The sequence below is a fragment of the Streptomyces sp. NPDC050439 genome (assembly GCF_040655335.1).
Classification (GTDB): Bacteria; Actinomycetota; Actinomycetes; order Streptomycetales; family Streptomycetaceae; genus Streptomyces.
In genome coordinates, this window is sequence record NZ_JBFAJT010000001.1 from 1504268 (window position 1) to 1530939 (window position 26672).

Here is a 26672-nt window from a genome sequence, read left to right on the forward strand (position 1 = left end):
ACGCCGCTCCGGCCCGCATGCTCGCTTTCCCCTCCTACGCCCCGGAACCAGCACCGCCCCAGCACGGGCCTCGCCGACAGCACCCACCACGCTAGCGCCTGTCGGCACCTGCTCCATCACGAACGTCGATCTGTCACGGAGAGGACGGCGGCTGCGCGGGCTGCGACGCGGGCGGCTGCTCCTGCTCCGAGGAGGGCGTCTGCGGGGCGGACGGCGAGGAGGGTTCATCGGAGGTGGGGGGAACGGAAGAGGGCGAAGAGGATGAAGGGGACGAAGAGGGCGAGCTCGACGAGGGGGACGACGACTCGGACGGGGACGGTGACGGCTGATTCGCCGGCGGTTCGGTCTTCGTGTCACCGGCACCCGTGTCGCCCTTGTCACGTTCGAACCAGTCGCCGCTCTCCGGGTCGTACATGACGAAGGCGTTCACGGCCTGGGTGGCCGGCGCCACGACCACGACGTTCGAGGACCGGTAGCCGGGCCACGCGTCACCCTTCGGCTTCGGGGTGCTCTTCTGCGCGACGGGAGGCAGCAGGGGGTTGCCGCAGGCGCAGCGCACGCGGGGCACGCCCCGGTCGTCCACGAGCACGGCCGTCCCCGCCTGGAGCACCGCCTGATAGGAGGTCGGGGCGCCGTCGCGGTAGCCGTGGTTGGTGACACGGGTGTCCATGCGCAGCTGTACGGGCGTGAGGGCCCGCAGATACGCGGGGACGGCGGACGCGTCGATGTCCAGGACCGAGGCGAACGCCTTGTTCTTCGCCGGGTCCTTGCCCAGCGCGTCCACCTGCTCCTCCACATCGCAGGCACCGACCTTCCGCGTCCCTCCGTAGAGGCCGGGAGCGGCGCCGTCGACGCCGCGCGTCACGTTGGCCGATGCCGAGGAGCTCGGCAGGGCGCTCGGGGACGGCGGCGTGGAGTCGTCCCGGGCCGTCGACTCGGTGAAGGGATCGGGGCCCTGCTTCCCCGCGGGCTGGAGGGCCACTTCGCCGCCGGACTCCGATGAGCCGTCCGGCCGGGTGAGGACGACGGCCAGCACCACGGCGGCAACGAGGGCCAGGGAGATCGCCGCCACGCGCGGCGCCGACTTCCACCAGGGGCGGTCCGGTGCCGGGCCGCCCCCGCCGGGTCCCGGTTCGGGGCTCGCGCCACCCGGCGGCGGGCCCGGAGGCTCCGGTGGACCGCTCGGTGGCCCACTTGAGGGGCCCGAGAGCGGGCCGGACGGGGGTCCTGTGGGGCGTCCTGACGACGGCGGTTCGGCGCTCACGAGCACTTCTTCCCTGCGTAGGGGATGTACGGCGCTCAGACCCGGTAAGACTTGCTTTCACTCGATCCGTACGCCTAATTCCGTTACGCGCCTATTGTGTGTCCCGCCTCCCGGGGACCCGCAAGCCGACGCGGTCGGCCCTCCCGACGGGCGGACCCCGGCGGCGCTGCTTAGCGTGACAACGTGAGCGACCAGACACCGCCCGGGCAGGCAGGCGCGCAGCGCGCGTCCGAGAACCGGCGGGCCCCCCACGGCTGGATCCACGCCCTCCTCGCGGTGCTCGCCGCGCTGGTGGCCATGGCCGTCGTCGCCACGCTCGGCCTGTGGGCCGCCGGGGCCGCGGATCTGCCCGACGGCGCGTTCCCCAGGGTCGTCGCGGCCGTCGTCGTGATGGCGGTCGGCGGCTCCGTAGGGCTCTCCGGCGACGCGGGGGCGATCGCCGAGACGAACGCGGGGCTCTCCGTGCTGCCCCTCTCGGTCACCCTCACCGGGGCGCTGGTGGTGGGCGCCGGGTTCCTCAGGCCGCTGCGGCACAGGGCTGTCGCCGACACCCGGGAACTCGCGGGCTGGGCCGCTCGGTTCGCCGTGCTGTGGGTGCTGCTCCTCGTCGGACTCGGCCTGCTCGCGCGCCACCGGTTCACGATCACGCTCGGGGAGGGGCCCGCGGCCGACATCGGCGATCTCCTTGACGCCTCGCCCAAGGTCGGCTTCGAGACGGATGTGCCGCTGACCGTCCTCTTCGGGCTGCTGTGGCTCGCGGGTGTCCTGCTTGTGGCGCTGCTGGTCTCGCGCGGCGCGCCGCTCCCGGCCCGCCTGGTGCGCTTCCAGGAGTCGGTGCGTCCCGCGGCGCACGCCATGGTCGTCCTGCTGCTCGCGTACGTCGCCCTGGGGCTCGTGGCCGGCGTGGTCGTGGCGGTGACCAAGGGGCACACGGCCGAGACGTTCGCGGTGCTGCTCCTCGGCCTTCCCAACCTCGTCTGGCTCGCCTTCACCATCGGGCTCGGCGCGTCCTGGGAGGGGCGCGTGGACGGTCCTTTCGGGCTGCCGATGCCGAACGCCCTGGGCGACGTACTGCGCACTCCGGCCGACTCGACGCTCAGCCTGCGGACGCTCGCCGAGCACGACGGGCGGGTGTGGTGGCTGCTGGTGGTCGCGGCGGTCCTGGTGCTCGGCGCCGCGTTCCTCATGGCGGCGCGTTCACCGGCCCGGATGCGGGCCTGGCAGCACGCCGTGCACATGGCGGTGGCGCTGACCCTGACGGTGCTCGCCGTCTGCCTGCTCGCCCGCGTGTCCGCCCACTACGGGCTGTCGCTCCTGGGCATCGGCGATCTGGGCGGCGGCCTGTCGGGCCTGGTGAAGCTGGACCCGAACCTGGGGACCGCGCTGATCCTCGCCGTGGCGTGGGGTCTGGTGTCCGGTTTCATCGGCGGCTTGCTGGCGCGCGGGGTGCGGCGACGCGGTGAGGTGAAGTGAGTACGGGCGGCTAGCGGGGTAGCCGCCGGAAGACGGGGCGCGCCCAGTTGGGCGGCTCTGGGGGCGCTCCCGGGTCGGCGGGGGCTCCGACGACCCCCAGGTCCACCTGTGTGGGGGCATGGCCCTGCGCGCTGCCCGTGGCCGCGGCGCGCAGGGCGGCCGCGAATTCCAGGCAGGAGCCGTACCGGTCCTCCGGGCGCTTGGCCAGCGCCTTCGCAAGGACGCCGTCGAGGGCGGCGGGAACCTCGGGGCGCTTCTCCGTCAGGCGGGGCGGCTGGTCGTACTGGTGGGCCCAGAGCAGCGCCATGTCGTCGTCGCGCTGGAACGGCGGCCCGCCGGCCATGGTCTCGTGGACGACGCAGGCGAGGCTGTAGACGTCGCACCGGCCGTCCACGGGGCGGCCGGAGATCTGCTCCGGCGCCACGTAGTCGAGGGTTCCGACGAATTGGCCGACGGTCGTGAAGCCGGTCAGCGACAGCGACTTCTTCGTCAGGCCGAAGTCCGTGAGGTAGACGTGTTCCGGGTGGTCGCTGTCCGTGCCCTTGGCCACGAGGATGTTGCCGGGTTTGACGTCGCGGTGGACGAGGCCGTGGTCGTGGGCCGCGTCGAGCGCGGAGGCGACCTGGGCGGCGATGCGGAGGGCTGCGCCGACGGGAAGGGGGCCCGAGCCGTCGAGCAGATGCCGCAGGTCGAGCCCGGGGACGTACCGCATGGCGATGTACAGCACGCCGTCCGTCTCCCCCGCCTCAAATACCGGCACGATGTGCGGATGCTCGATCGCGGCGGCCACGCGTGACTCGTGCGTGAAGCGCTGCCGGAAGGTGTCGTTGCGCGCGAGTTCGGGCGCGAGCAGCTTCAGGGCGACGGTCCGGTCCAGGCGCAGATCCTTGGCCCGATAGACGACGGCCATCCCGCCACGCCCGATCTCCCCCTCGACCCGGTACCCGGCAATCTGCCGCCCGACCAACTCGGAGGCCCGCCCGGAGTAAGAACTGGCCCCCGCCACCAAGCCACCCCGCGACACGGCCCCCATCACCCCTCACCGCCCCGAACCACGGGCCCGGGGTCGGCCGGGACGGGAGGGATACGGCGGGTGGGTTCGCCGGCGGGGTCGGGGGCGGAGGCAGGGTCGCCGCGGGCCGTCGCGGGCGCGGAAACGGGACCTTCGCCGTACGTCACAGGGGCACGGCGGTCATCTTCGCCGTACGAGGCAGAGTCGCCGCGAGCCGTCGCAGGGGCGGCTGCAGGTTCTTCCCGCAACGCCACAGGGGCACGACGGGCATCCTCGCCGTCGGAGCCACGGTCGCCGCGAGCCGTCGCAGGGGCGGCTGCAGGTTCTTCCCGCAACGCCACAGGGGCACGACGGGCATCCTCGCCGTCGGAGCCACGGTCGCCGCGAGCCGTCGCGGGGCCGGAAACAGGACCTTCGCCGTACGTCGCAGGGGTACGGCGGGCGACTTCGCCGTACGAGGCAGGGGTGAGCCCTTCGCTGTCGTCGCCGCCCGCAGCGCGCACCGGCCCCGGCCCCGCGCCGGGCGCGACCTCGACCACCTGCGTCGGCTCGGGAGAGCCGGGCGCCGCCCCGGGAGCGTCACCGCTCTCGCCATGCCCCCAGGAAACCCGGTCCGCCTCACGAGCACCTTCGACCACCTGCGTCGACTCCGGACCCGCCGACCCACTCACGGATCGGCCCGCCTCACGAGAACCCCCAACCACCTGCGTCGGCTCCGGACCCGCCACCGAGCCCGCACCCTCGCCCCGCCCACTCGCAGACCCGCCCGCCTCACGAGAACCCCCAACCACCCGCGTCGGCTCCGGACCCGCCGGCCCACTCGCGGATCGGCCCGCCTCACGAGAACCCCCAACCACCTGCGTCGGCTCCGGCCTCTCACCCTCGCCCCGCTCACCCGCAGGCGCCCCATCGCCGCCGCCCACCTCCCCGTGCGGTTCGTCGACGCTCGGGGGCTCCCCCACCGCGTACGCGCTGAGCCGGACCCCGTCGCAGTACACCCACCGCTCGTGCTCGGCGTCGTAGAGCCACATCGCGTCGCCGTCCACGACCACGCCCACCCGCAGTCCGCGGGTCCGCTGCCGGAAGGTGTCGGCGTCGGCCTCGCCGGCAGCCAGGTCCTGCGTCGCGCGGCGGAAGTCGGCCAGTGCCGCCTCGGCGCGGGCGAGGAGCGGGGCGGGGTCCGCCGTGCGGGTCAGGGGGTGGCCCGCGGCGGGCGGGTCCGCCGGTACGGCGATCAGGAGGCGGCCGTCGACCCAGGCCGACCAGTCGTTCGCGCAGACGATCCGGGCCCAGTCTCCGAGCCGGTCGACCAGTTGGACGGGCAGCAGCGCGTCGAGCGGCGTGGTCGGGCGGTTCACGTCCGGCGCCTCCCAGGCGGAAAGACCGTCCTGGGGGACGACGTGAGTGGGGCGGAAGTCCGCTGTGGTCATGTCGTCCACTCCTGCTCCTGCTCCTGCACCTGCACCTGCTCCCTTGCCCGAATCCGCCCCCCACCGCTCGCTACTTCCGCATCACCGCGGGTTCATGCCGTCTCAGCAGCCGCGCCACCAGGTAGCCGAACACGACCGAGAGGGCGACCAACATGCCCATGTTGAGCAGCCAGATGCCCGCCGAGTGCCGGAAGAGAGGATCGGCGGTCAGCTCCCCCGGCACGATCCTGCCGAGGCCGATCGTCCCCGCCATCGCGCCCAGCGCCCACCGCGAGGGAACGAGCCACGCCAGTTGCTCCACACCGGGCACCCCGTGCAGTTTCAGGAGGGCGCCGCAGAACACCACCTGCACGATGGCGAGCAGCACGAGCAGCGGCATCGTCACTTCTTCCTTGCGCACGAGCGCCGAGACCAGGAGCCCCAGCATCATCGCCGTGAACGCCAGCATCGCCACCGCCACGGTGATCTCGACCAGGGGTGGCAGCAGCACGCCCTCGCCGCCGGGGGCGTTGAGGTCGACGCCGAGCAGCGCCACCAAGGTCAGCACGACGGCCTGGAGGACGGTGATCGTCCCCAGTACGACGACCTTGGACATCAGGTACGCCGATCTGGAGAGCCCGACGGCCCGTTCACGCCGGTAGATCACCCGCTCCTTGACCAGTTCCCGCACGGCATTGGCCGCGCCGGTCAGGACTCCGCCCACGCAGAGGATGAGCAGCGCGTTCATCGCCGTCTCCTGCGTGAGCTTGCTCCCGGACAGCGCGCGGGCCATGGCGCCCATCACGAACGGCAACGCGATCATGATGGCCAGGAACGTCCGGTCCGCGGCGAGCGCTGCCGCGTACCGCCGCACCAGTGTCCGGAGCTGGGAACCCCAGCTCTGCGCCTTGGGCGGCGGTGCGAACGCGGCGACCGGCCCCGCACCGCCCTGCGGCATCGGCGGCTGAGCCGAGGAGTTGACGATGTACCGCTGGTGGAAGGGCGAACGCCGGTACTCCGCCGCCCAGTCCCGGTCGCGGTCCCCCTCGAAGGCCTCGAACGCCTCGGGCCACTCCTCGAAGCCGAAGAACGGGAGTGCGTCCTTCGGAGGCCCGTAGTAGGCGATCTTCCCGCCCGCGGCGAGCACGAGGAGCCGGTCGCAGCCGTCGAGGCTGAGCACGCTGTGCGTGACGACGATGACCGTACGGCCGTCGTCGGCGAGGCCGCGCAGCATGTGCATCACCGAGCGGTCCATGCCCGGGTCGAGCCCGGACGTCGGCTCGTCGAGGAAGAGCAGGGACGGTTTCGTCAGGAGTTCGAGGGCGACGCTCACGCGCTTGCGCTGCCCGCCGGAGAGGCTGTGGATGGGCTGGTCGACGCGCTGTTCGAGGCCGAGCTCGCGGATGACCTCGTCGACCCTGGCCCGGCGCTCCGCTTTCTCGGTGTCCTGCGGGAAGCGCAGTTCGGCGGCGTATCCGAGGGCCCGTCGCACGGTGAGCTGTGCGTGCAGGATGTCGTCCTGCGGCACGAGTCCGATGCGCTGACGGAGTTCGGCGTAGTCGCGGTAGAGGTCGCGGCCGTCGTAGAGGACCGTGCCGTCGTCGGCGGGGCGCAGACCGGTGAGGGCGTTGAGGAGGGTGGACTTCCCGGCGCCGCTGGGCCCGACCACGGCGAGCAGGCATTTCTCGCCGACGGGGAAGGAGATCCGGTCGAGGAGCGTCTTGCGGCCACGGTCGACGGCGACGGTCAGCTCCTGGACGTCGAGCGAGACCTCGCCGGTGTCGACGTACTCCTGGAGCTGGTCGCCGACGAGGCAGTACGCGCGGTGGCCGACGCCGACGATGTCCCCGGGCGCGACCGGGGCACGGCCGACGGGCTGGCCGTTGAGGTAGGTGCCGTTGTGGCTGCCGAGGTCGACGATCTCGTAGCTGCCGTCCGCGAGGACCCGCAGCTCGGCGTGGCGGCGCGAGACGACCAGGTCGTCGATGACCAGGTCGTTGTCGGCGGCGCGGCCGATGCGGACGGTGCGGGCGGGCAGCGGGCGCACGGTCGTCGGCTGCCGGAAGGTGCCGGTGGCCGAGGGGGTACGGACGGCGGAGGGGCGCTCGGGGGCGGCGGGCGGAGGCGGCGTACGGCCGACGAGCACCGCGCGCGGACCGTCGGTGACGCTGCCGAAGCGCAGGACGCTGCCCGCCCCGACGTCCCACTCCTGGACGCGCTGCCCGTCGGCGTAGGTGCCGTTCGTGCTGTGCTCGTCCTCGATCGTCCAGTGGTCGCGCTCGGCGTGCAGCACGGCGTGGTGCCAGGAGACGCGGGCGTCGTCGATGACGACGTCGCTCAGCGGATCGCGCCCCACGTGATAGTCCCGGCTCGGACTCATCACCGTGGAGCCGGTGTCGGTCTCCAGGACGAGTTCGGGCGCAGTCGGTGTTGCGGACCGCTCTCCCATGCCCGAATTCTACCCATTCGGACGCATCCACGCCTGGGCTCGGGCACTCGCCGGGCGTCAGGCGTCCCCGTACGCCTCTCCCCCGGGCTCGAAGACCGCGGCGCCCGCGGTCGCGTCCGCCAGCCAGGCCTTGAACGCCTCGACGTCGGCGTCGGGGAGGCCGATCTCGATGGTCACCGCGTCCCCGTACCGCACGTCACGCACCTCGCGCCCCGCCGACCGCAGATCGTTCTGGATCTTGCCCGCGCGCTGGTGGTCGACCGTGACGGTGGCGACCCTGAAGCGCCTGCGGGTCAGCGTGCCGACCGCGTCGAGCGCCTCGCCGACCGCGCCTCCGTAGGCCCTGATCAGACCGCCGGCGCCGAGCTTGACCCCGCCGTAGTAGCGGGTCACGACGGCGACGACGTACCGCATCTCACGGCGCAGCAGCATCTGGAGCATCGGCACCCCCGCGGTGCCGCCGGGCTCCCCGTCGTCGCTCGCCTTCTGCACCCCGGCGTCCGCCCCGATGACATACGCGAAGCAGTTGTGCGAGGCGGACGGGTGCTCCTTGCGGATGCGCGCGACGAACGCCTGGGCCTCCTCCTCGGTGGCCGCGGGCGCGAGGGCGCACAGGAAGCGCGAGCGGTTGATCTCGGTCTCGTGCACGGCCTCGCGGGCCACTGTGCGGTACTCGTCGTGCATCCCGCCAGAGTAGGCCCCCACTAGGGGAGCGGCCCCGGTACGGTGATCCGTTGTGACCTCACCTTCGAATCGCGTACGCCAAGTCCCCGGCGCCACTGACGTGTTGGGGTCGCTGCTCGCCGCCGTGCCCGTCACCGTCGTGGAGACCCGCGAGGATCCGGCCGATCCCTTCCTGTTTCCCGAGGAGGCGGACGTCGTGGCGCGGGCCGTGGACAAGCGGCGCCGCGAGTTCGCCACGGTCCGGCAGTGCGCCCGCACCGCACTGGCCGCGCTCGGAGTGCCGCCCGTGCCGATCCTGCCGGGGCCCAAGGGCGCGCCCCACTGGCCCGACGGCATCGTCGGCAGCATGACGCACTGCGCGGGCTACCGCGCCGCCGCCGTGGCCCGCGCCTCCGAGGTCCTCTCCGTGGGCATCGACGCGGAACCGGCCGCCCCGCTCGCCGACGCCGACGTCCTGAAGCTGGTCTCGGACGAGGCGGAACGCGCGGCCCTCGCCGAGCTGGGTGTCCGGCACCCCGACGTCCCCTGGGACCGGCTGCTCTTCAGCGCCAAGGAATCCGTCTACAAGACGTGGTTCCCGCTCACCGGCCGCTGGCTCGGCTTCGAGGACGCGCACCTCGACCTGGCCGCGGACGGCACGTTCAGCGCGGCGCTCCTGGTCCCCGGGCCGACCGTGGCGGGGCGTGAGCTGACGGGCTTCGCGGGCAACTGGCTGATACGCGACGGCGTGGCGGTCACCGCCATCGTCCTGCCCCTCACTCCTGCCCCGCCCGGAAGGTAGGCACCCCGCCGAGCCAGGTGCCGAGGACCCGCACCTGCCGGACGGTCATCGGGTCGACGGCGCGCGGATCGGCGGAGAGCCTGACCAGGTCCGCGGGCGCGCCGGGCACCAGCGCGCCGCGGTCGTCCGCACCGGCTTGACGGGCGACACCGCTGGTGGCCGCGGCGAGCGCCTGCTCCACGGTGAGCCGCTGGTGCGGGATCCAGCCGCCCTCGGGCAGGCCGTCGAACGTGCGCCTGGTGACCGCGACTTGAATGCCCTCCAGCGGCTCGTACGAACTGACGGGCCAGTCGCTGCCGAAGGAGAGCCGCACCCCGTCGCGGGCCAGCTCCCCCATCGGGTACTGCCGGCCGGAGCGTTCGGCGCCGATCCGCGGCATGGAGAGATCGGTCTGGAGCGGGTCGGGCTGCGCCCACAGGGGCTCGAAGTTGGCGATGACGCCGAGCGCGGCGAAGCGCGGCAGGTCGGCCGGGTCGACGAGCTGGACGTGCGTGATCACGGGCCGCCGGTCCCAGGCGGGATTGGCGAGGACCGCTGCCTCCACCGCGTCGAGCGCGGCCCGTACGCCCGCGTCGCCGATGGCGTGGATGTGCGTCTGGAAGCCGTCGGCGTCGAACGCGCACACCGCTTCGGTGAGCGCGCCCGGCTCCCACACGGGCATGCCGCAGCTGTGCGGCGCGTCCAAATAGGGGTCGAGCAGGGCGGCCGTACCGCCCTCGATCACGCCGTCGCTGAAGTACTTCACCGTGCGTGCGGACAGCATCGGCCCGCCCTCGGCGCTCACCCGCGCACGCGCCGCGTCGAACTGCTTGCGCTGCGCGCGCCAGCGGTCGGGGTCGGCGCGCTGGGCCAGGTCCACGCGGACGCTCAACGCGTCGAGCCGGGCCGCCGCGAGATAGGCCTCCACCATCTCCGGCTCCACCCAGGCGTCCTGCACCCAGGTGATGCCCGCGCGTGCGTACGCCCGGCCCGCGCGGCGCACGGCTTCGACCAGTACGGCCTCCTCGCGCGCGGGCACCTGGTCGAGCACCAGGTCGCAGGCGTGCCACTCGCGCAGGGTGCCCATCGGCGAGCCGTCGGAGCGCCGGACGATCCAGCCGAGCCGCGGATCCGGCGTCGACTCCCGCACCCCGGCCCTGCGCAGCGCCTCCGAGTTGCACCACACCGTGTGGTAGTCGTGGGCCCGCAGCACGACGGGCCGCTCACTCTCCGCCGCGTCGAGCCACCGGGCGTCGAACTCGCCGTCGGGCGCGAGCGCGGGGTCGTAGGACGCGCCGACGATCCACTCCGTGTCCGGGTGCGCGGCGGCCCACCGCCCGACCTCCGCGACGATCGCGGCGACCGAGGTGAGCTCCTTGATCTGCGGGCCGAAGCTCTCCAGACCGCCGAAGAGAGGGTGGGCGTGGCCGTCCCCGAAGGCGGGCATGAGCAGCCCGTCCCCCAACTCGACCACCTCGTCGGCCACTTCGGCCAGGTCGCGCGCCTCGTCCCCGAGCGCGACGACGCGTCCGTCGCGTACGGCGAGTGCCGTGCTGTCCGCGTGCTCCTCGCTTCCGGTGCGGACCGCCCCCAGGAAGACCCACGTCAGCTTCTCGTCCGCCATGCTGTTCCGCTCCTCCGTCACGCGCTCTCCGCGTCCACTGTCGTCAGCCGTTCGTACGCCCGCGGATCGCGCCGTCGGATCCGCAGGGCCCGTGCCGCTCCCGCCACGAACAGCACGGGCAGCGGCGCGATCAGCGCCGCGTTGACGCCGCCCGAAGCACCCGTCAGGAGATCGAGGTGGGCGCACACCAGGGCGATCAGTACCGCGAGGCCCGCGCACGCGACCAGCGGCGCCACGAGAACCCGCCAGACGGGCATGCCCCTGCGGTCGCGCCGGAAGAAGCCGTACACCGCGAGCGCGGCGAGCGCCTGCATCAGCATCACGCCGAGGATTCCGGAGCCGTTGCTCCACAGAAAGGTGACGGCGTACGGATCGGCGCCGCTGACGACTGTCACGACGACCACGGCCAGCGCGAGCCCCGATTGCGCCACGACCGCCGCGACCGGTGCCCGCGTCTTCGGGGAAACGGTGGCCAGGCGGCGCGGCAACAGCCCTTCGCGGCCCAGGGCGTAGAAGTAGCGGGCGGCGCCGTTGTGGAAGGCGAGCGTCGCGGCGAAGGCGCTGGTGATGATCAGCACGTGCATGGAGTCGGCCGCCCAGGCCCCCGCGAACCGTTCGGTGGCCGCGAAGACCATGTCGGCGCCGCCCTCGCCGTTGGCGACGGCCTGGGCGCGGTCGGAGCCGTACGCGCTGATGATCGTCCACACCGTGAAGGTGTAGAAGAGCGCGAGGAACGCCACCGCGATGTAGGTCGCGCGCGGCACCGTGCGTCCGGGCTCCCGCGCCTCCTCCGCGTAGATGGCCGTCGCCTCGAACCCGACGAACGCGCCGACGGCGAGCACGAACATGCCGCCGACTCCCGGTCCGTCCAGGTGCGCGGGCGAGAGCATGCCGAGGTCGAAGCCCCGCGGGCCACCGCCGTGCGCGAGCAGACCGGCTTCGAGGACGAGCAGCACGAGGACCTCGAGGACCAGGGCGGCACCGAGGACCTTGGCGCTGAACCTGACCTTCAGATACCCGAGTACGCCGATCGCGACGAGCCCGGCGAGCGCCCAGATCCACCAGGCCACGCGGACCCCGGTCAGGTCCTCGAACCCGGACTCGGTGAACCACCCGAAGGCGACGAGCAGTCCGACCTCGATGGCGTTGTAGGAGAACAGCGCGACGTACGCGGACCCGGCGCCCGCGGGACGCCCGAGCCCGCGCCCAATGTAGGCGTAGAAGGCGCCCGCGTTGCGCACGAAGCGGCTCATCGCCGTGAACCCGGCCGCGAAGACGATGAGCAGCAGCCCCGACATCAGGTAACCGAGGGGCGCCGCCCGGCCCGCCATGCCGATCGCCAGCGGGGCCACTCCGGCCATCACGGTCAGCGGCGCCGCGGCGGCCACGACGAAGAAGACGAGGTCGCCGGTGCCGACGGCGCCGCCGCTGAGGCCCTTGGCGGCATGGGAGGAGGGTGCGGTCACGCGGGCGCTCCCGGGCAGCGAGAGGGGAAACTAAAGGCTTTAGTTACGGCTGGGCAGGACCGTACTCTGCACACGGACGGCTGTGAAGCCCCCCGTCCGCAGGAAGAATCAAGGGAAGACCGCACGCGGAGACGGGAGTTGGCAGGCCATGGGCAGAGGGAGACCGCGCATACCGGTGCTCGACGCGGATCTGATAGCGCGGGAGGCCCTCGCGCTGATCGACGCCGAGGGGGCCGGCGCGTTCAGCCTGCCCCGCCTCGCGGCACGGCTCGGGGTGCGGACCGCCTCGCTCTACAACCATCTGGACGGCCGCGCCGAGGTCATCGAGGGTGTACGGCGTCTGATCGTCGAGGAGATGGACGTCTCCGCCTTCGACACGCAGCCGTGGCCCGACGCCCTTGCCGCGTGGGCCCGTTCGTACCGCGACGCCTTCGCCAGGCACCCGCACTCCATCGACCTGCTCGCCACCACCACCATCAGCTCACCGGCCACACTCGGCATGTACGAGGCCGTCGTGGCGGCCCTGGCCCGTGGCGGCTGGCCGCAGGGACGGCTGATCGCGGCGCTGACCAGCGTCGAGTCCTTCCTCCTCGGCTCGGCGCTCGACCTCGTGGCGCCGCCGATGATGATCGACCCGGCCGGGCACGCGCCACGGGTGCCCGTCCTGGCGGCGGCCCTGGAGAGCGCCGTCGGCGGCGACAAGGCGGGGCGGGCCGAGGACGCCTTCGCGTCGGGCCTCGACGCGCTGATCCGAGGGCTCGTGGCCCAACTGGCGGACGTGCGCGGGGAGTAGCCCGACAGCGGAGCAGGCCGACAGCGACGGTCAGAGACCGCGCGCCGGGTCGGCGAGGGTCTCCCAGAACATCGCCTCGTAGCGCTGGAGCAGCTTCCCGTGGCGCAGGGCGGATCCCGTCGCGTCGAGACCGTGGTCCATGCCCGCACGCACCGCGGCGAGCGCCTGCCGCTCCAGGTCGGGTGCGGGCTCGGCGAACAGGGCGAAGAACCCGCAGGCCTCCTCACTGAAGCCGTAGTGCGCCGGAAGGGCGTCGGCGAGCGTCGCGCAATAGGCGCCCCAGGAGGCGAAGTTGGCGGTCAGGGCGAGGACCACGTCGACGGGCGTGCCGTTCAGGGCGAGCCAGGCCACGTACGCCGGATAGGCCTGACAGCCCGCCCGAGGTTCGTACGCCTCGGCGCCGGACTTGTCCACGCCGCATGCCGCGACCAGGGCTCCGAGCCGGTCGAAGGCGAGCGTCTCGCCCTCGGCGAGGGTGCGGAAGAAGGCCGCGCACTCGGTTTCGCCCGCGTCGGCCGAGCGTGCGGCCAGGTGCAGGAAGGAGCGGCGGTCGGCGGGGATCACGGAGTGCTGTTCCAGGGCGAGAGCGGTGATCGCGGAGCGATTCGCGGTGCCGTCCGCGAGGCGTGGGACCAGCGGGTTGGCCGCCGGATCGGGCGCGAGCCGCGCCACCACGTCGTCGAGCAGCTCCTGTGCGGTCCGTGTCATCGTCCGTCCTTCCCGCCTTCGGCAGAACCGGCTCTCTTGACGGCCCCTCACGGAGCGCCACATCGTAACGGGACGCGGTACGAGGGGGCACGCCATCCCGCCTCTTTCTACAGTGTTGTAGTTTTTAGGTGCCGGCCCTGACCACGGCCGGTACGCACTTCACCTCAGGACTTCAGGAGGACATCGTGGGAGTTTCCCTGGCCAAGGGCGGCAATGTCTCGCTCAGCAAGGAGGCCCCCGGCCTCACCGCCGTCCTGGTCGGCCTGGGCTGGGACGTCCGCACGACCACCGGCACGGACTACGACCTGGACGCGAGCGCACTGCTCTGCGACGACTCGGGGAAGGTCGTCTCCGACCAGCACTTCATCTTCTACAACCAGCTCAAGAGCCCCGACGGTTCGGTCGAGCACACCGGCGACAACCTCACGGGCGAGGGCGAGGGCGACGACGAGGCGGTGAAGGTGAACCTCGCGCAGGTGCCCGCCGAGATCACGAAGATCGTCTTCCCGGTCTCCATCCACGACGCCGAGAACCGCGGCCAGAGCTTCGGCCAGGTCCGCAACGCCTTCATCCGCGTCGTCAACCAGGCCGACAACGTGGAGATCGCCCGCTACGACCTCTCCGAGGACGCCTCGACGGAGACCGCCATGGTCTTCGGAGAGCTCTACCGCCATGGCGCGGAGTGGAAATTCCGCGCGGTCGGCCAGGGTTATGCCAGTGGGCTGCGCGGCATCGCGTCGGACTTCGGCGTGAATGTCTGACGTGCGCGTCTGACGAACGGCAACAGAAGGAGCGGGACGTGTACGGCGATCCGGCAACAGTGCGCAAGATCCTGACGGAACTCGGGGACACCTGGGCGGTCGTGGGCCTGTCCACGAACGAGGAGCGGGCGGCGTACGGGGTCGCCGGCGTCCTGCAGCGGTACGGGAAGCGGGTCGTCCCGATCCATCCGAAGGCCGAGACGGTGCACGGCGAGCAGGGCTATCCGTCCCTCTCCGCGGTGCCCTTCAAGATCGACGTCGTCGACGTCTTCCTCAACAGCGCCCTCGCGGGCCAGGCCGCCGAGGAAGCCGTCGCGATCGGCGCGCAGGCGGTCTGGTTCCAGTTGGGCGTGATCGACGAGGCGGCGTACGAGCGGACTCGGGCAGCGGGCCTCGAAATGGTGATGGACCGCTGCCCGGCGATCGAACTCCCGATGCTGTAGCGCTCCGCTGGGGGGGGCGGGGACCGTGCGCCGGGCCGTGGGTTCCTGCGGCCCGGTGGGAGTTGGGCACGCGGTTTCCCCGCGCCCCTTCGGGGCGCCGCACTCCTCAGCCGATTCTGCGCAGTGCTCTTTCCCGGCGCTCCGCGACGCCGGAACCGGACTCCCTGCGTGCCATCCGGCGCAGCACGACCGGGGCCACCAGCAGGCCGAGCACGGCCCACGCCCCCAGCACTCCGGCCGTCTCCAAGGGCCGCCAGGACGCGGCGAACTCGATGCCGGCCGCGCTGTCCGGGAGCAGGGCCGAGCGCATGCCGAGGCCGAGCCAGTAGATGGGGAACACCTGGGCGACCCATTGCAGCCAGTCCGGCAGGGCGGTGACCGGGTAGAAGATGCCGGAGATCGCGATCATGCCGAGGATCGGCAGCTGGATGAGCCCCTGGCTGCGCGCGCTGGTGAACACCGAGCCGAGGACCGCGCCGATGGGCAGCGTCGCGACCATGCCGAGGGCGAGCACCCAGGCCAGCGTCAGCCACGAGCCGGGGCCGCCGACCGCGAGACCCTCCACGATCAGGATGCCCGGGATCAGCAGGAGCGCGAGGTCGGCGAGCAGACCGCCGGCCACGGAGACGACCTTGCCGATGAGATAGCCCGGCATCCCGTTCGGCGTGGCCTTGGCCCGCAGCAGGGTGCCGTCCTCGCGCTCGGCGGTGAGCGCCTGGCTCATGCTGACCATGCCCATCGCCGCGTTCATGCCGAGGATGCTCGGCAGGGCCAGGGTGCCGAGCAGGAGTCCGCTCGCGCCGAAGGCCGTGTCCCGCATGAAGAACAGGACGGTCAGCATCAGGACCGGCCACAGCAGGTGGGAGAGCACGTCGCCGCCGTTGGTGAACGACTGCCGCAGTTCGATCAGGCCACGGGCCCAGCCCGCCCGGAGGGCCACACTCGTCGCGTTCACCGGGCCGCCCCCTTCGCGGTCTCGCGCGTCTCGGCCTCGCCCTGGCGCCGTACGAGCGCCAGGTAGGTGTCCTGCAACGAGGCCCTGCGGACCTCCAGTTCGCCCACCGCGTCGCCGTACTCGTGGAACAGCCCACGGACGAACGCAGTCGATTCGGTCGTCGTCTTCACGAAGCGCCGCCCGCCGCACGTCCAGCGCACCTCGTCCTCCCCCGCGATCCGCCGGGCCAGGTCCTCCGGTGAACCGTCCGCGACGATCCGTCCCCCGGAGAGGATCATCATGCGGTCGGCCAGCTTGCCCGCCTCGTCCAGGTCGTGCGTGGTGAGCAGGACCGTGGTCCGGTGCCCGTCGGCGAGGCGGCGGACCAGTGCGTGGAACTCCTGCCGGGCCTCCGGGTCGAAGCCCGCGGTGGGCTCGTCCAGGAACAGCAGTTCGGGACGGCCCACGATGCCGATCGCCACGTCGAGCCTGCGCCGCTGCCCGCCGGACAGTGTCTTGATCTTCTTTCCCGCGTGCGCGGTCAGGCCCACCGCGGCCATGAGTTCATCGGTCTCCCACGGCCGCCTGATGGTGCCGGTGGAGTAGGGCGCGTAATACGTCCCGAGGTGCGCGAGCAGCTCCCGCACCCGCCACTTGCCGTGGTCGCGCCAGGACTGCAGGACGACCCCGATGCGCGCACGCCATGCCTCCGTGCCGAGCGCCGGGTCCGTTCCGAGCACCTGGACCCGGCCCGCCGAGCGCATCCGGAACCCTTCCATGATCTCGATGGTGGTGGTCTTGCCCGCCCCGTTCGGCCCGAGCAGGGCGAGCACTTCGCCGTGCCGCGCCCGGAACGTCACGTCGCGCAGGACGTAGGCCGTTCCGTAGCGCATGCGCAGCCCCTCGACATCGAGCACGACGTCCTCGCTCGTCGTCACCTCAACTCCTCCCCGTGTCCGTGCAGATATCGGCGAAGCTACGTTGCGTTCAAGGGGCCTTCAATGAATAACTGGACGAACAGCCGGTCCACATCAGGAATTACGCGGGTTCATTGCAATGGACTTGCCGTCGAACGCAAAGCCGCGAGGCCGCGAGGCCGCGAGGCCGCGAGGCCGCGAGGGAGAAGGAGGCCGACGCCCATGCCGGGTGGCAGGCTGACCCACCAGGACCGCCGGGACATCGGCGCGGGCCTGGCCGAGGGGCTCGGGTACGCCGAGATCGCCCGGCGCGTGGACAGACCGACCTCGACCGTCAGCCGCGAAGTGGCCCGCAACGGCGGGCCCGGGGCGTACCGCGTCGACCACGCCCACCTCGCCACCGAGCGGCGTGCCCGCCGGCGCAAGCGCGTCCCGCGCCGCGAACCGGCCACGCCCCCCGACGCGTACGGCCGCGACCCCGGCGCCGTACGTGACTTCGCCGAGCAGCTCGCGGCGCTGATGGTCAGGACCGGGGTGCCCCGCATGGCCGCCCGGGTCCTCGCCCGCCTCATCACCGACGACTCCGGCAGCCTCACCGCCGCGGACCTGGTCCAGCGGCTGCGGGTCAGCCCCGCGTCGGTGTCCCTGGCCGTCCGCTACCTGGAGGGCCTTGAGGTGATCCGACGTGTACGGGAGCCCGGACAGCGCCGTCAGCGGTATGTCATCGACGACGACGTCTGGCTGCGGGCGTGGATGACGAGCGCCCAGCAGCACGCGATGTGGGCGGAGACCGCGCAGCGCGGCGTCGACGTCCTCGACGCGGCGACGCCCGCCGGGGCCAGGCTCGCCCACATGAGCCAGTTCTTCGCGACCCTCAGCGACGACATGAGCGGCAGCGGCTACGGAGCCGCCGATGACGCGCTGACCGTACTGGCCGCGCAACGGCATGCGGGCACGTCGCTCCCGGTCGCCCGACTGGCCACCGCCCTTGGCTGGCCGCAGGACCGGGTGACCGAGGCCCTGAGCTGCGCCGGACCGGACCGCCTTACTCCGGCGCAGCTCAGGGCGTTGGGGGGACGCGCTTAGACACGGCCACGGCCACCGTCCGGCGGCCGTACGGGGTGTCAGGCCGCGGCGCCCACCAGGGCGGGGCGCTCGGCTTCCCGCAGGCGCTCCATCAGCGCGATCCGGGCCCGCGCCACGCGCGAGCGGACCGTGCCCACCGGACAGCCGGTGAGCAGCGCGGCCTCCGCATAGGGCAGCCCGAGGAGTTGGGTGAGGACGAAGGCCTCACGCCGTTCGTCGGGCAGCGTCGCGAGCAGGTCGGCGAGGACCACGCCGTCGTCGAAGCCCGGCAGGCCTCTCGGCTGGGCCCGCTCCGCGGCGGACTGCCAGTCGTCCGTGTCGCAGAGGCGGGGCCTTGCCGCCGCGTGCCGCAGGCTGTCGATCACCGCGCGCCGGGCGATGGAGAGCAGCCACGTACGGGCGGACGAGCGCCCTTCGAACCGGTGCAGGCTGCCGAGGGCCCGCAGGAACGTGTCCTGCGTCAGGTCGTCGGCGGCCTGCGGGTCGCCGCCGAGATACGTCACGTACCGGCGGACGTCCCGGTGGAGGGCGCGTACGAAGTGCTCGACCGCTTCGGGGTCTCCGGCGCGGGCGGCGAGTGCCCAGGCCGTTATCGACTCGTCGGGTGAGCTGGGCAGGGCAGGAATGATCACCTGGTGTCCTTCTCGGGATTCCGGGACCCGGACACGCCGTGCGTACGTGCGTACGTGCGTAGAGGCGTCCGGCGGGTCCGGTGAGGGGGGTACGGCCGCGCGAGAGTGCGCGGGACCGATGCCCGAGCCGTCCGGCCGCGCGCGATGGCGCGCGGGAACGGCGTCGGGGAGCCGGCTGTCAGGCGACAGCGGTCCCCGCGGGCGGACCCCGAGAAGTGATGGCGTGGACGAGGAGCAGCCGCCGTGGCCGGCCCGCCGAACGGTGGCGGTGGAACCGGATGCGGGGCCGGTGTGCGGGCGTGGGCAGTGCGAGAGGTACCCGCAGGGGTGCGACGAGCCACCCGGCGAAGGCACGCGCGACACGGAAGGCCGCGCGTTCGCCGTGCGCGAGCCAGAGGCCGCAGAGGAGCGCGGCGAGAAGGTGGGCGGCGAGCATGCCGGTCGGCGACATGCCGCTCATGTCGTGGCCGCCGCCCATGTGATCCATGTGCTCCATGGCGGAGCCCGTCGACGACGCCGACATGGCAGGCATGGCGGGCATGGCGGGCGCGGGCGTCATCCCCGGATCGGGCATCGGTGCGGCGCAGAGCATGTGCTGCACCCAGCGCCGTACGAGCGGCACCCCGGCCGATGGCTGCGCGGCGGCCTGGGCCAGGGAGAACCCCGAGTGCAGCGCGGTCTGAGCGGCCACCGCCACCGAGACGACCAGGGGCAGCCCCCTCTCGCGCCCGGCCAGCAGCCACGCCGTGCCGCCGACTCCGACGGCTCCGGCACCCAGCGTCCACCAGGGCACCGAGGCGCCCGACATCATGACGTGCCCCAGGGCAGCGAGCAGCACACAGGCGGCCGCGAACACCGCAGCCCGTACCGCGCGAGAACACCATCCAGCAGTCATGGCGGGGACATACTTGCATTCACGCCCCTCCTTTCACGGATGGGTACGCGAATTGGCCCCGCCGTGCTCATCGGCCGGGGTCACCGGAGTGCATGTCCCCCATGTCGTCCCCGGAATGCATGTCCCCCATGTCCCCCTCATGCGTCCCGGTCTCGGTCTCGGTCTCTGTCTCGGTCTCGGTCTGCTGTGTGACGGGGGCGCCCGGCCCGACGGCCGACCCCACGGCGTACGACACCGCGAAGATCACCGCGAGCAGCGCGAGGAATCCGCAGAGCAGGGGCAATGGGGGGCGGTCGCTCATCGCCGCTCTCCTGACACTCGTGAACGTGACGGCGCGGGACCGTCGCGTCCGCGCCTGTTCAGGAGTCGGCCGCGCGAGAGCCCGAGTTCCCGTGACATACCTCCCACTTGACCTCAATCAAACTTCAGGTATGAGCCTGGGTCTCATGAACCCGACCTCAGAAGCAACCACCGAAGCCGTGGCCGACTGGCTGAGCCGTCACGCCCGCCCCGTCGACGCCCATGACCCACTGGCCGACACGGACGACCTGCGCCCGCTGGCCGCCGCGGTGGCGGGGGCCGAAATCGTCGCACTCGGCGTCGGGTCACGCGCGACTCATGAACTGTCCGTCGTCCAGCACCGGATACTGCGCTTCCTGGTCGAGGAGCAGGGGTTCCGCTCACTCGTCCTCGAAGGGGACGACCCGGCACGGCTCGGCCTCGACGCGTACGTCCTGACCGGAGTCGGCGACCCGCGGGCACTGCTCTCCGAGGCCCGCCCCTTCCTGCGGACCGGGGAGATCCTCGACGTCCTGCGCTGGATGCGCGCCCACAACGAACGCCACCCGCACGACCCCGTCCAACTGGCCACGCCCCCGGCCCTGTCGGCGACGCCCGCCGGAGGTCTCGCGGAGATCGAGCGTGGCCTGGCCGACAGCACGATCCGGTGGCACGAGCGCACCCGCCAGAAGACGGTCTACTGGGGCGGTCTCGCCCACACGGCTGTCGGCGCCCCCAGGACGGTGTCCTCACCCGCTCCTCAGACCCACCACAACGCGGGCGGTTACCTGCGCGAGCACTTCGGCAAGGGGTACGCCTCCGTCGCGCTGACCTTCCACCACGGCGCGGGCCATCCAGTACCGCCCGCGGACTTCGCCGAGGCGCTGCTCGGCGCGGCCGACCTGCCCGCGTACTTCCTGGACCTGCGCTCGCGGCGCCCCGCGCCCGCCGACGCCTGGCTCGACGCGCCCGCGAAGACCCGCCTCGTCGGCCCCTCCTACGATGCGCGCGAGGACGCCGGTCACCATCTGTCCGGCGGTTCCCTCGCGCAGTGGTTCGACGCCGTGGCGCATGTCCGCGAGGTGACTCCGGCGAGGGACATCGGGGATTTTGTTCGTCTCTCCGGGCAGTTCAGACGTGCGCGGGCATCTCATGCGCCCCGATGACGGCCTGGGCCTCGGCGGCCAGCTCCCGGCGGTCGGAGCCGTGCAGCGGAGCGTGCGCGGTGACCCGCACGGTCAGGCCACGGGCACGGGCCACGCGGTGCAGTGAGGCCCCGAAGGACTCCTCGCCGAGGAAGGCCGCCGTGGTGCTGCGCGTGCCGTGCCGGTAGTAGCGGATGGTGACCGGCCGTACGGGCGCGCCCGCGTCGGCCGCCGCCTGGAACGTGGCCCGGCGGAAGCGGCCACCGGCCACGGAACACCAGGTGGTGGCCTGCGGGAAGACGAGGACGGAGCGGCCCGAGCCCAGGGCCGACGCCAACTCGGCCACCACGTGCGGCAACTGGCGTATCCCGTCGCGGTCGATGAACTGAGTTCCGGCGCGCCTCGCGAGCGAGCCGATCACCGGCCATCGGCCCACCTCCCGCTTGGCCAGGACCGTCACCGGCTCCACGGCGAGCAGGCTGACGACGTCGAGCCAGGAGATGTGGTTGGCGACGATGAGGGTGCCGGCCCGGGAACCGGTCACCGTCAGCCGCTCCGGCCCCGCGTCGAGGCGTATGCCCAGGGCGCCCAGAATTCCCCGGGCCCGCGCTTGCAGCGCCCGCGGCTCGGCCAGCCGCGCGCCCTGCGTCACGCCGACGCCGATCTCGTACGTCAACGCCGCGTACCGGCGGGCCAGTTCGGCCGGCGGGACCTCCGGTGCCGAGCGGGTGACGCAGGCCGGGGTGCACAGCGCCGGCGGGGTGCCCGCGGGGCTCATTGCGTCTCCCCCAGGAAATAGCGGCGGTAGCGGTCGCCGAGCCGGTCCATGTCCAGGAGGACGAAGAAGTCGGCGACGTCGAACTCGGGGTCGTGCGCGGGCGCCCCGCACATCCACGCCCCCAGGCGGAGATAGCCCCTCAGCAGCGGCGGCAGGTCGGGGTAGGCGGGCCGCTCCACCGGCGGCGCGGTGGGCACCCAGGGGCGCCGGGGCTGCACCCGCAGCTCGGGCGGCGACGCGTGCCGGGACGTGCCGAGCAGCCAGGCGCTCGACGCCGCCCGGCCACCGTCGGACAGCGGCACCGAGGCGCAGCCCGCCAGATAGCGGTGTCCGGAGAGCAGGACATAGCGGGCGAGGGCCGACCACATCAGGTTGATCACCGCGCCGGAGCGGTGGTCGGGGTGCACGCAGGAGCGGCCAGCCTCGATCGTGGAGGACCGCAGGCCTTCCAGCGCGCGCAGGTCGAACTCGCTGTCGGAGTAGGACTTCTCGGAGCGGCCGGGCGGCATCAGACGGTAGGTGCCGACGACCTCGCCGGTGGCGGTGTCGGTGACGATCAGGTGGTCCGCGAGGTCGTCGAAGGGGTCCACGTCGTGGCCGGTCAGGGAGGTGTGGAGCGTGGCACCCATCTCCTCGCCGAAGACGCGGTACCGCAGCCGCTGCGCGGCCCGGATCTGCTCTTCGGAGTCGGCGACGGAGGTGACGTACGCACGGGTGACGGTGGGAGCGGAGGGCGTCAGAGGGGTAGCGGATGTCGAGGGCATGACAGATCCGGTCTCCGTTCGGGGAAGGTCGTCCCGCCCGGTGAAGAGCAGCACGAACAGCACGGTGATGGCCCCGGCTGAACTGCGCACGATGGCCGCGAGGCCGATGGTCAGGACACGCGTGAGCATCAGGTGAACGGCGATCGCAAACACTTGCCCGGCACCTTCATGGGGTCGTCAACGGCCGGGGTAGCGTGCGCACATGATCAGAGTGCTGCTCGCCGACGACGAGGCGATGATCAGGGCCGGGATACGGGCGATCCTCGGCACCGCCGCCGACATCGAGGTCGTCGCCGAGGCGGCCGACGGGCGCGAGGCGGTCGACCTGGCGCTCGGGCACCGGCCGGACGTCTGCCTCCTCGACATCCGGATGCCGCGGCTCGACGGCCTTCAGGCGGCCGACGAACTGCGCGCGCTCGTCCCGGACACGGCGGTGGCGATGCTCACCACGTTCTCCGAGGACGAGTACATCGCGAGTGCGCTCGCCTCCGGAGCCGCCGGTTTCCTCCTCAAGTCCGGCAATCCGCGCGAACTGATCGCCGGGGTCCAGGCTGTCGCCGACGGCGGCGCGTATCTCTCCCCGTCGATCGCGCGGCGGGTCATCTCCCACCTCGGTGCGGGCCGGCTCGGCAAGCAGGCGACCGCGCGGGCCCGCGTCGAGGAGCTGACGGCGCGCGAGCGTGAGGTGCTCGCGCTGGTGGGGGCCGGTCTGTCGAACGCGGAGATCGCCGGGCGGCTGCACGTCGTCGAGGGCACGGTGAAGGCGTACGTCAGCCAGGTCCTGGCCCGCCTCGGCTTCAAGAACCGGGTGCAGGCCGCGATCCTGGCGTACGAGGCGGGGCTCGTCGGCGAGGAATGAGGGGCCCGGCGGCTGAAGTGATCGGCGATGCTTGGCGGATGCGCGGCGCAAACGGCTGGCTCTCCCGGCTTACTCCCCGGTCCTCCCGGCCTCTTCCCCGGTTCTCCCGGTTCCTTCCCCGGCTCTCCCAGCTCTTCGACGTCGCACTGTGGCTCGTGGTGTGCGCGCCGCCGTTCTCGGCCGCCCTCGGTTCCGACGGGCGTGACGCCGTCGTCGCGGCCGTGGGCATCCCGCTGCTGGGGGGTGCCGTCGCCCTCGGCAGGCGGTGGCCCCTCGCCGCGCTCGCGGTGCCCGTCGCGCTGAGCCTGATGACGGACCCGGAGATGCTGACGCCCGTGTACTGGGCGGCGCTCGCCGTGTTCGGGTATCTCGCCGGCAGCCGTACGGCCGTGGCGCGTCCGGCACTGTGGTTCTTCGGGGCGGTCGCCGTGGCCGGACTCGTCATGAACGGGTTCGTGGCGAGCGATCTGTGGGGCTGGCCCACGATGCTCCTGACCTTTCTGAGCGGCGTGGTGCTGCCCTGGCTGATCGGCCGGTACCGCCGTCAGTACGCCGAGCTGACGGCCGGCGGCTGGCGGCTCGCCGAGCGCATGGAAAACGAGCAGCGGGCTGTCGCGGACCGCACGCGGATCCGCGAACGGGCCAGGATCGCGGGCGACATGCACGACTCGCTCGGCCACGATCTGACGCTCATCGCCGTCCGGGCGGGCGCCCTTGAGGTCGACCCCACCCTCGACGCCCGCCAGCAGGCGGCCGTCGGCGAGCTGCGCGAGGCCGCGGGCGCCGCGACCGAACGGCTTCGGGAGATCATCGGCGTGCTCCGGGCCGACGACGAGCCGCCGCCCAGGGCACCGTCGGAGGAGAGCCCGGAGGCCGTCGTCGAGCGCGCGCGGGCCTCCGGGGTCGAGGTCACGTTCGAACGGTCGGGGGCCACCGATGACCTGCCGCCGATGGTCGCCCTCGCCGTCCACCGTGTGCTGCAGGAGTCCCTGACGAACGCCGCCAAGCACGCGCCCGGTGCCGCGGTCCGGGTCGGCATCGCGCGGACCGGCGACACGCTGCGCCTGGCGGTGGTGAACGACCCGGCCCCGGCAGGCCGCCTGCCCGGAGTGGCATCGGGCGGCAGCGGACTCGTCGGTCTCGACGAGCGCATACGCCTGGCGGGCGGCACGCTGCGCGCGGACCCCACGGCCGACGGCGGCTTCGCCGTGACCGCCGAACTGCCCGCGGCCGGGGCCGCCCCACGCGCCGCCGACATCCCCAGGCCCACCACCTCCGCCAGGGAACTGGAGCTGGCCAGGCGGCAGACCAGACGGCGGCTGACCCAGGCGGTCCTGACCCCGCTCGCGGTCCTTGCCGGAATCCTGTTGCTCATGATCCCCCTCAGCCTGATCAGCTCCGTCTTCTCGGTCCTGGACCGGAAGGTGTACGACGGCCTGCGGACCGGGCAGCCGCGCGACGAAGTCGAGTCCCGCCTTCCGGACTTCACCATGGACGGATCGCCCGACGGCGCACCCGCGACACCGCGCGGCCAGGACTGCGCGTACTACAGCACCCGCTTCATGTCGGGCGACGGCTACCGCCTCTGCTTCGACGACGGGCGGCTCGTGTCCAAGTCGGTCGTGGGTGAGGGCGACTGAAGCGACGTGCCACGTGACCGTACAGACTCAGACAGCACCCGCGAACCCAAGAGAAGAAAAGTAGGGCAGTGATGGCGACGACGCACCACGAACCGGCAGGTCAGCTCCCCCTGGAGGGCATCACCGTCGTCAGCCTGGAGCAGGCCGTCGCCGCTCCCTTCGCCACCCGCCAGCTCGCCGACCTCGGCGCCCGTGTGATCAAGGTCGAGCGTCCCGGGGGCGGTGACTTCGCCCGGCGTTACGACACCACGGTGCACGGCCAGGCCAGCTACTTCGTCTGGCTCAACCGCTCCAAGGAGTCCCTCACCCTGGACCTCAAGTCCGAGGAGGGCAGGGCGATCCTGCACGAACTCCTCGCGGGTGCCGATGTGTTCGTGCAGAACCTCGCCCCGGGTGCCGCGGACCGCCTCGGCCTCGGCGCGGACGAACTCCAGGCCCGCCATCCGTCGTTGATCCCCTGCACCGTCAGCGGGTACGGCACCAGCGGCTCCTGGTCGCGGCGGAAGGCGTACGACCTGCTCGTGCAGTGCCAGACCGGGCTGCTCTCCTTGACCGGCACGCCCGACGAGGCGGTGCGGGCGGGGATCTCGGTCGCGGACATCGCGGGCGGGATGTACGCCTACAGCGGCATCCTCACCTCGCTCTTCACCCGGGCCACCACCGGGCGCGCACCGGCCGTCGAGGTCTCCCTCTTCGACGCGCTCGGCGAGTGGATGGGCCAGCCCGCGTACTACACGCGTTACGGCGGCACCCAGCCGCCGCGGGTCGGCGCCCGGCACGCGACGGTGGCGCCCTACGGCCCGTTCACCGCGTCCGACGGCAAGGATGTACTGCTGTCCGTGCAGAACGAGCGCGAGTGGGCCGCCCTGTGCGAACAGGTCATCGGGCAGCCCGAGTTGACCGACGATCCGCGGTTCGCCACCGGCTCCGACCGGGTCGCGCACCGCGACGAACTCGACGCGATCATCTCCGCGCGGTTCGCCCGGCTCGGCAGCGACGAGGCGATGGAGCTCCTGGACCGCGCCAACATCGCCAACGCGGGCGTGAATTCGGTCGCCGAGTTCCTGGACCACCCCGCGCTCGTCGAGCGCGACCGCTGGCGGGAGGTCAGCATTCCGGGCAGCTCGTCCCCGGTGCAGGCGCTGGTGCCGCCCGCGGACCTGAAGGGCGTGCCCCCGCGCATGGACCCCGTACCGGCGGCGGGCGAGCACACCGAGCTGATTCTGGGCGAGCTGGGGCGCGGCCCCGACGACATCGCCCGGCTGCGCGAGGAGGGAGTCTGCGGGTAAGCGGGGGCAAGTCAGGCGACGCCGAGCCCTTCGAGCACCACCGCGTTGGGCAGCTCGGCGAACGCCTTGCCGGGCACGATGAGCTTGCCCCGGCGGCTGCCGCTGCCGATCAGGACGTACGGAAGGTCGACGACGGCGGCGTCCACGAGCAGCGGCCAGTCGGCGGGCAGACCGATCGGCGTGATGCCGCCGTACTCCATGCCGGTCTCGCCGGTGGCCGTGTCCATCGGGGCGAACGAGGCCTTGCGCGCGCCGAGTTGGCGGCGCACGACGCCGTTCACGTCGACGCGGGTCGTGGAGAGGACCAGGCACGCGGCGAGCGAGGCCTCGCCGCCGCGCTTGCCCGCGACGACGACGCAGTTCGCCGACTGCTCCAGGATGTCCTGGCCGTAGTGCTCCACGAAGGTGGCGGTGTCGGCCCACCGCGGGTCGGTGTCGACATGGACGACCTGCTCGGCCGGGACGCTCCCGCTCCATCCGCGCACGGCGTCCGCGACGGGTGCGACGAGGAGGTCGAGGGCCTCGGGCGCGGGTCGGACGTCGTCGAAATCTCCCATGGGTGCACGCATGGCCGCACGCTAACAGGCCGCCCCCGCGGCTCGGCCCCG

Annotated in this window: 25 protein-coding genes and 1 pseudogene; 10 read left to right on the forward strand and 16 right to left on the reverse strand. The window is 72.6% G+C overall.

Translation table 11 applies throughout. From position 1 onward, the window contains the following. Positions 1 to 133 precede the first annotated feature (133 nt). On the reverse strand, positions 134 to 1264 hold the full coding sequence (locus tag AB0I66_RS06735) for a DUF6777 domain-containing protein (RefSeq protein ID WP_363206592.1): 1131 nt from the start codon (positions 1262 to 1264) through the stop codon (positions 134 to 136). Between the two features lie 297 nt (positions 1265 to 1561). Here AB0I66_RS06735 and AB0I66_RS06740 point away from each other — a divergent pair, with 297 nt between their 5' ends. Then, positions 1562 to 2737: a streptophobe family protein gene (locus AB0I66_RS06740; protein ID WP_363206710.1), complete on the forward strand. Its 1176-nt coding sequence runs from the start codon at positions 1562 to 1564 to the stop codon at positions 2735 to 2737. A gap of 10 nt (positions 2738 to 2747) precedes the next feature. On the opposite strand, the gene AB0I66_RS06745 is transcribed toward AB0I66_RS06740, so the two are convergent. From AB0I66_RS06745 to AB0I66_RS06760, 4 genes and pseudogenes are all read right to left on the reverse strand, one after another. Continuing rightward, positions 2748 to 3770, reverse strand: a complete 1023-nt coding sequence (locus AB0I66_RS06745) for a serine/threonine-protein kinase (protein WP_363206593.1) — start codon at positions 3768 to 3770, stop codon at positions 2748 to 2750. Positions 3771 to 4708: 938 nt separating this feature from the next. Continuing rightward, positions 4709 to 5179: pseudogene (locus tag AB0I66_RS06750) on the reverse strand (hypothetical protein); the annotation flags it as partial. A gap of 70 nt (positions 5180 to 5249) precedes the next feature. Next, a complete protein-coding gene (locus AB0I66_RS06755) occupies positions 5250 to 7607 on the reverse strand; it encodes an FHA domain-containing protein (protein ID WP_363206594.1) in 2358 nt (785 codons plus the stop codon). 57 nt (positions 7608 to 7664) lie between these two features. Beyond that, positions 7665 to 8291: a YigZ family protein gene (locus AB0I66_RS06760; protein ID WP_363206595.1), complete on the reverse strand. Its 627-nt coding sequence runs from the start codon at positions 8289 to 8291 to the stop codon at positions 7665 to 7667. A gap of 112 nt (positions 8292 to 8403) precedes the next feature. On the opposite strand from AB0I66_RS06760, the gene AB0I66_RS06765 reads away from it, so the two are divergent. Beyond that, positions 8404 to 9072, forward strand: coding sequence for a 4'-phosphopantetheinyl transferase superfamily protein (locus tag AB0I66_RS06765; protein WP_363206711.1), 669 nt, complete (start codon positions 8404 to 8406; stop codon positions 9070 to 9072). On the opposite strand, the gene AB0I66_RS06770 is transcribed toward AB0I66_RS06765, so the two are convergent. Together AB0I66_RS06770 and AB0I66_RS06775 are read right to left on the reverse strand one after the other, a co-directional pair. Continuing rightward, positions 9047 to 10675 carry an amidohydrolase gene (locus AB0I66_RS06770; RefSeq protein WP_363206596.1) on the reverse strand — a complete coding sequence of 543 codons (1629 nt, stop codon included), beginning with the start codon at positions 10673 to 10675 and terminating at the stop codon, positions 9047 to 9049. The genes AB0I66_RS06765 and AB0I66_RS06770 overlap by 26 nt on opposite strands. Positions 10676 to 10692: 17 nt before the next feature. Continuing rightward, complete coding sequence (locus tag AB0I66_RS06775; RefSeq protein WP_363206597.1) at positions 10693 to 12141, reverse strand: APC family permease; 1449 nt, start codon at positions 12139 to 12141, stop codon at positions 10693 to 10695. A gap of 148 nt (positions 12142 to 12289) precedes the next feature. Between AB0I66_RS06775 and AB0I66_RS06780 the strand changes: the two genes are divergently transcribed. After that, positions 12290 to 12934 (forward strand): TetR/AcrR family transcriptional regulator C-terminal domain-containing protein, encoded by a 645-nt coding sequence (locus AB0I66_RS06780; RefSeq protein ID WP_363206598.1) that lies wholly within the window; start codon positions 12290 to 12292, stop codon positions 12932 to 12934. A 30-nt stretch (positions 12935 to 12964) separates the two neighbouring features. On the opposite strand, the gene AB0I66_RS06785 is transcribed toward AB0I66_RS06780, so the two are convergent. Then, positions 12965 to 13642 carry a transcriptional regulator gene (locus AB0I66_RS06785; protein ID WP_363206599.1) on the reverse strand — a complete coding sequence of 226 codons (678 nt, stop codon included), beginning with the start codon at positions 13640 to 13642 and terminating at the stop codon, positions 12965 to 12967. Between the two features lie 185 nt (positions 13643 to 13827). Between AB0I66_RS06785 and AB0I66_RS06790 the strand changes: the two genes are divergently transcribed. Further along, positions 13828 to 14403 carry a TerD family protein gene (locus AB0I66_RS06790; RefSeq protein ID WP_363206712.1) on the forward strand — a complete coding sequence of 192 codons (576 nt, stop codon included), beginning with the start codon at positions 13828 to 13830 and terminating at the stop codon, positions 14401 to 14403. A gap of 38 nt (positions 14404 to 14441) precedes the next feature. After that, a complete protein-coding gene (locus AB0I66_RS06795; RefSeq protein WP_363206600.1) occupies positions 14442 to 14846 on the forward strand; it encodes a CoA-binding protein in 405 nt (134 codons plus the stop codon). A gap of 106 nt (positions 14847 to 14952) precedes the next feature. Here AB0I66_RS06795 and AB0I66_RS06800 read toward each other — a convergent pair whose 3' ends face one another. After that, the gene (locus AB0I66_RS06800; protein WP_363206601.1) at positions 14953 to 15801 is read right to left on the reverse strand and encodes an ABC transporter permease; all 849 of its coding nucleotides are present in this window, start codon (positions 15799 to 15801) and stop codon (positions 14953 to 14955) included. Continuing rightward, on the reverse strand, positions 15798 to 16673 hold the full coding sequence (locus AB0I66_RS06805) for an ABC transporter ATP-binding protein (protein WP_363206713.1): 876 nt from the start codon (positions 16671 to 16673) through the stop codon (positions 15798 to 15800). The genes AB0I66_RS06800 and AB0I66_RS06805 overlap by 4 nt, the downstream gene beginning before the upstream one ends. Positions 16674 to 16919: 246 nt before the next feature. Between AB0I66_RS06805 and AB0I66_RS06810 the strand changes: the two genes are divergently transcribed. Continuing rightward, positions 16920 to 17783, forward strand: coding sequence for a helix-turn-helix domain-containing protein (locus tag AB0I66_RS06810; protein ID WP_363206602.1), 864 nt, complete (start codon positions 16920 to 16922; stop codon positions 17781 to 17783). A gap of 38 nt (positions 17784 to 17821) precedes the next feature. Here the strand turns inward: AB0I66_RS06810 and AB0I66_RS06815 are convergent, their stop codons facing one another. The 3 genes from AB0I66_RS06815 to AB0I66_RS06825 form a co-directional block, all read right to left on the reverse strand. Further along, complete coding sequence (locus AB0I66_RS06815; RefSeq protein ID WP_361843367.1) at positions 17822 to 18415, reverse strand: sigma-70 family RNA polymerase sigma factor; 594 nt, start codon at positions 18413 to 18415, stop codon at positions 17822 to 17824. 178 nt (positions 18416 to 18593) lie between these two features. After that, the gene (locus tag AB0I66_RS06820; protein WP_363206603.1) at positions 18594 to 19310 is read right to left on the reverse strand and encodes a hypothetical protein; all 717 of its coding nucleotides are present in this window, start codon (positions 19308 to 19310) and stop codon (positions 18594 to 18596) included. 67 nt (positions 19311 to 19377) lie between these two features. Then, positions 19378 to 19611: a hypothetical protein gene (locus AB0I66_RS06825; RefSeq protein WP_363206604.1), complete on the reverse strand. Its 234-nt coding sequence runs from the start codon at positions 19609 to 19611 to the stop codon at positions 19378 to 19380. 145 nt (positions 19612 to 19756) lie between these two features. Between AB0I66_RS06825 and AB0I66_RS06830 the strand changes: the two genes are divergently transcribed. Beyond that, the gene (locus AB0I66_RS06830; protein ID WP_363206605.1) at positions 19757 to 20755 is read left to right on the forward strand and encodes an erythromycin esterase family protein; all 999 of its coding nucleotides are present in this window, start codon (positions 19757 to 19759) and stop codon (positions 20753 to 20755) included. Here AB0I66_RS06830 and AB0I66_RS06835 read toward each other — a convergent pair. Both AB0I66_RS06835 and AB0I66_RS06840 read right to left on the reverse strand, forming a co-directional pair. Next, a complete protein-coding gene (locus AB0I66_RS06835; protein WP_363206606.1) occupies positions 20721 to 21512 on the reverse strand; it encodes a lysophospholipid acyltransferase family protein in 792 nt (263 codons plus the stop codon). The genes AB0I66_RS06830 and AB0I66_RS06835 overlap by 35 nt on opposite strands. Then, complete coding sequence (locus AB0I66_RS06840; protein WP_363206714.1) at positions 21509 to 22276, reverse strand: GNAT family N-acyltransferase; 768 nt, start codon at positions 22274 to 22276, stop codon at positions 21509 to 21511. The genes AB0I66_RS06835 and AB0I66_RS06840 overlap by 4 nt, the downstream gene beginning before the upstream one ends. Before the next feature lie 202 nt (positions 22277 to 22478). Between AB0I66_RS06840 and AB0I66_RS06845 the strand changes: the two genes are divergently transcribed. The 3 genes from AB0I66_RS06845 (at position 22479) to AB0I66_RS06855 (ending at position 26064) form a co-directional block, all read left to right on the forward strand. After that, positions 22479 to 23135, forward strand: a complete 657-nt coding sequence (locus AB0I66_RS06845) for a response regulator transcription factor (RefSeq protein ID WP_363206607.1) — start codon at positions 22479 to 22481, stop codon at positions 23133 to 23135. A gap of 38 nt (positions 23136 to 23173) precedes the next feature. Then, positions 23174 to 24775: a histidine kinase gene (locus AB0I66_RS06850; RefSeq protein ID WP_363206608.1), complete on the forward strand. Its 1602-nt coding sequence runs from the start codon at positions 23174 to 23176 to the stop codon at positions 24773 to 24775. A 71-nt stretch (positions 24776 to 24846) separates the two neighbouring features. Next, positions 24847 to 26064: a CaiB/BaiF CoA-transferase family protein gene (locus tag AB0I66_RS06855; RefSeq protein WP_363206609.1), complete on the forward strand. Its 1218-nt coding sequence runs from the start codon at positions 24847 to 24849 to the stop codon at positions 26062 to 26064. 11 nt (positions 26065 to 26075) lie between these two features. Here the strand turns inward: AB0I66_RS06855 and AB0I66_RS06860 are convergent, their stop codons facing one another. After that, entirely contained in the window at positions 26076 to 26633 is a 558-nt protein-coding gene (locus tag AB0I66_RS06860; RefSeq protein WP_363206610.1) for a YbaK/EbsC family protein, read from the reverse strand. Positions 26634 to 26672: the final 39 nt, after the last annotated feature.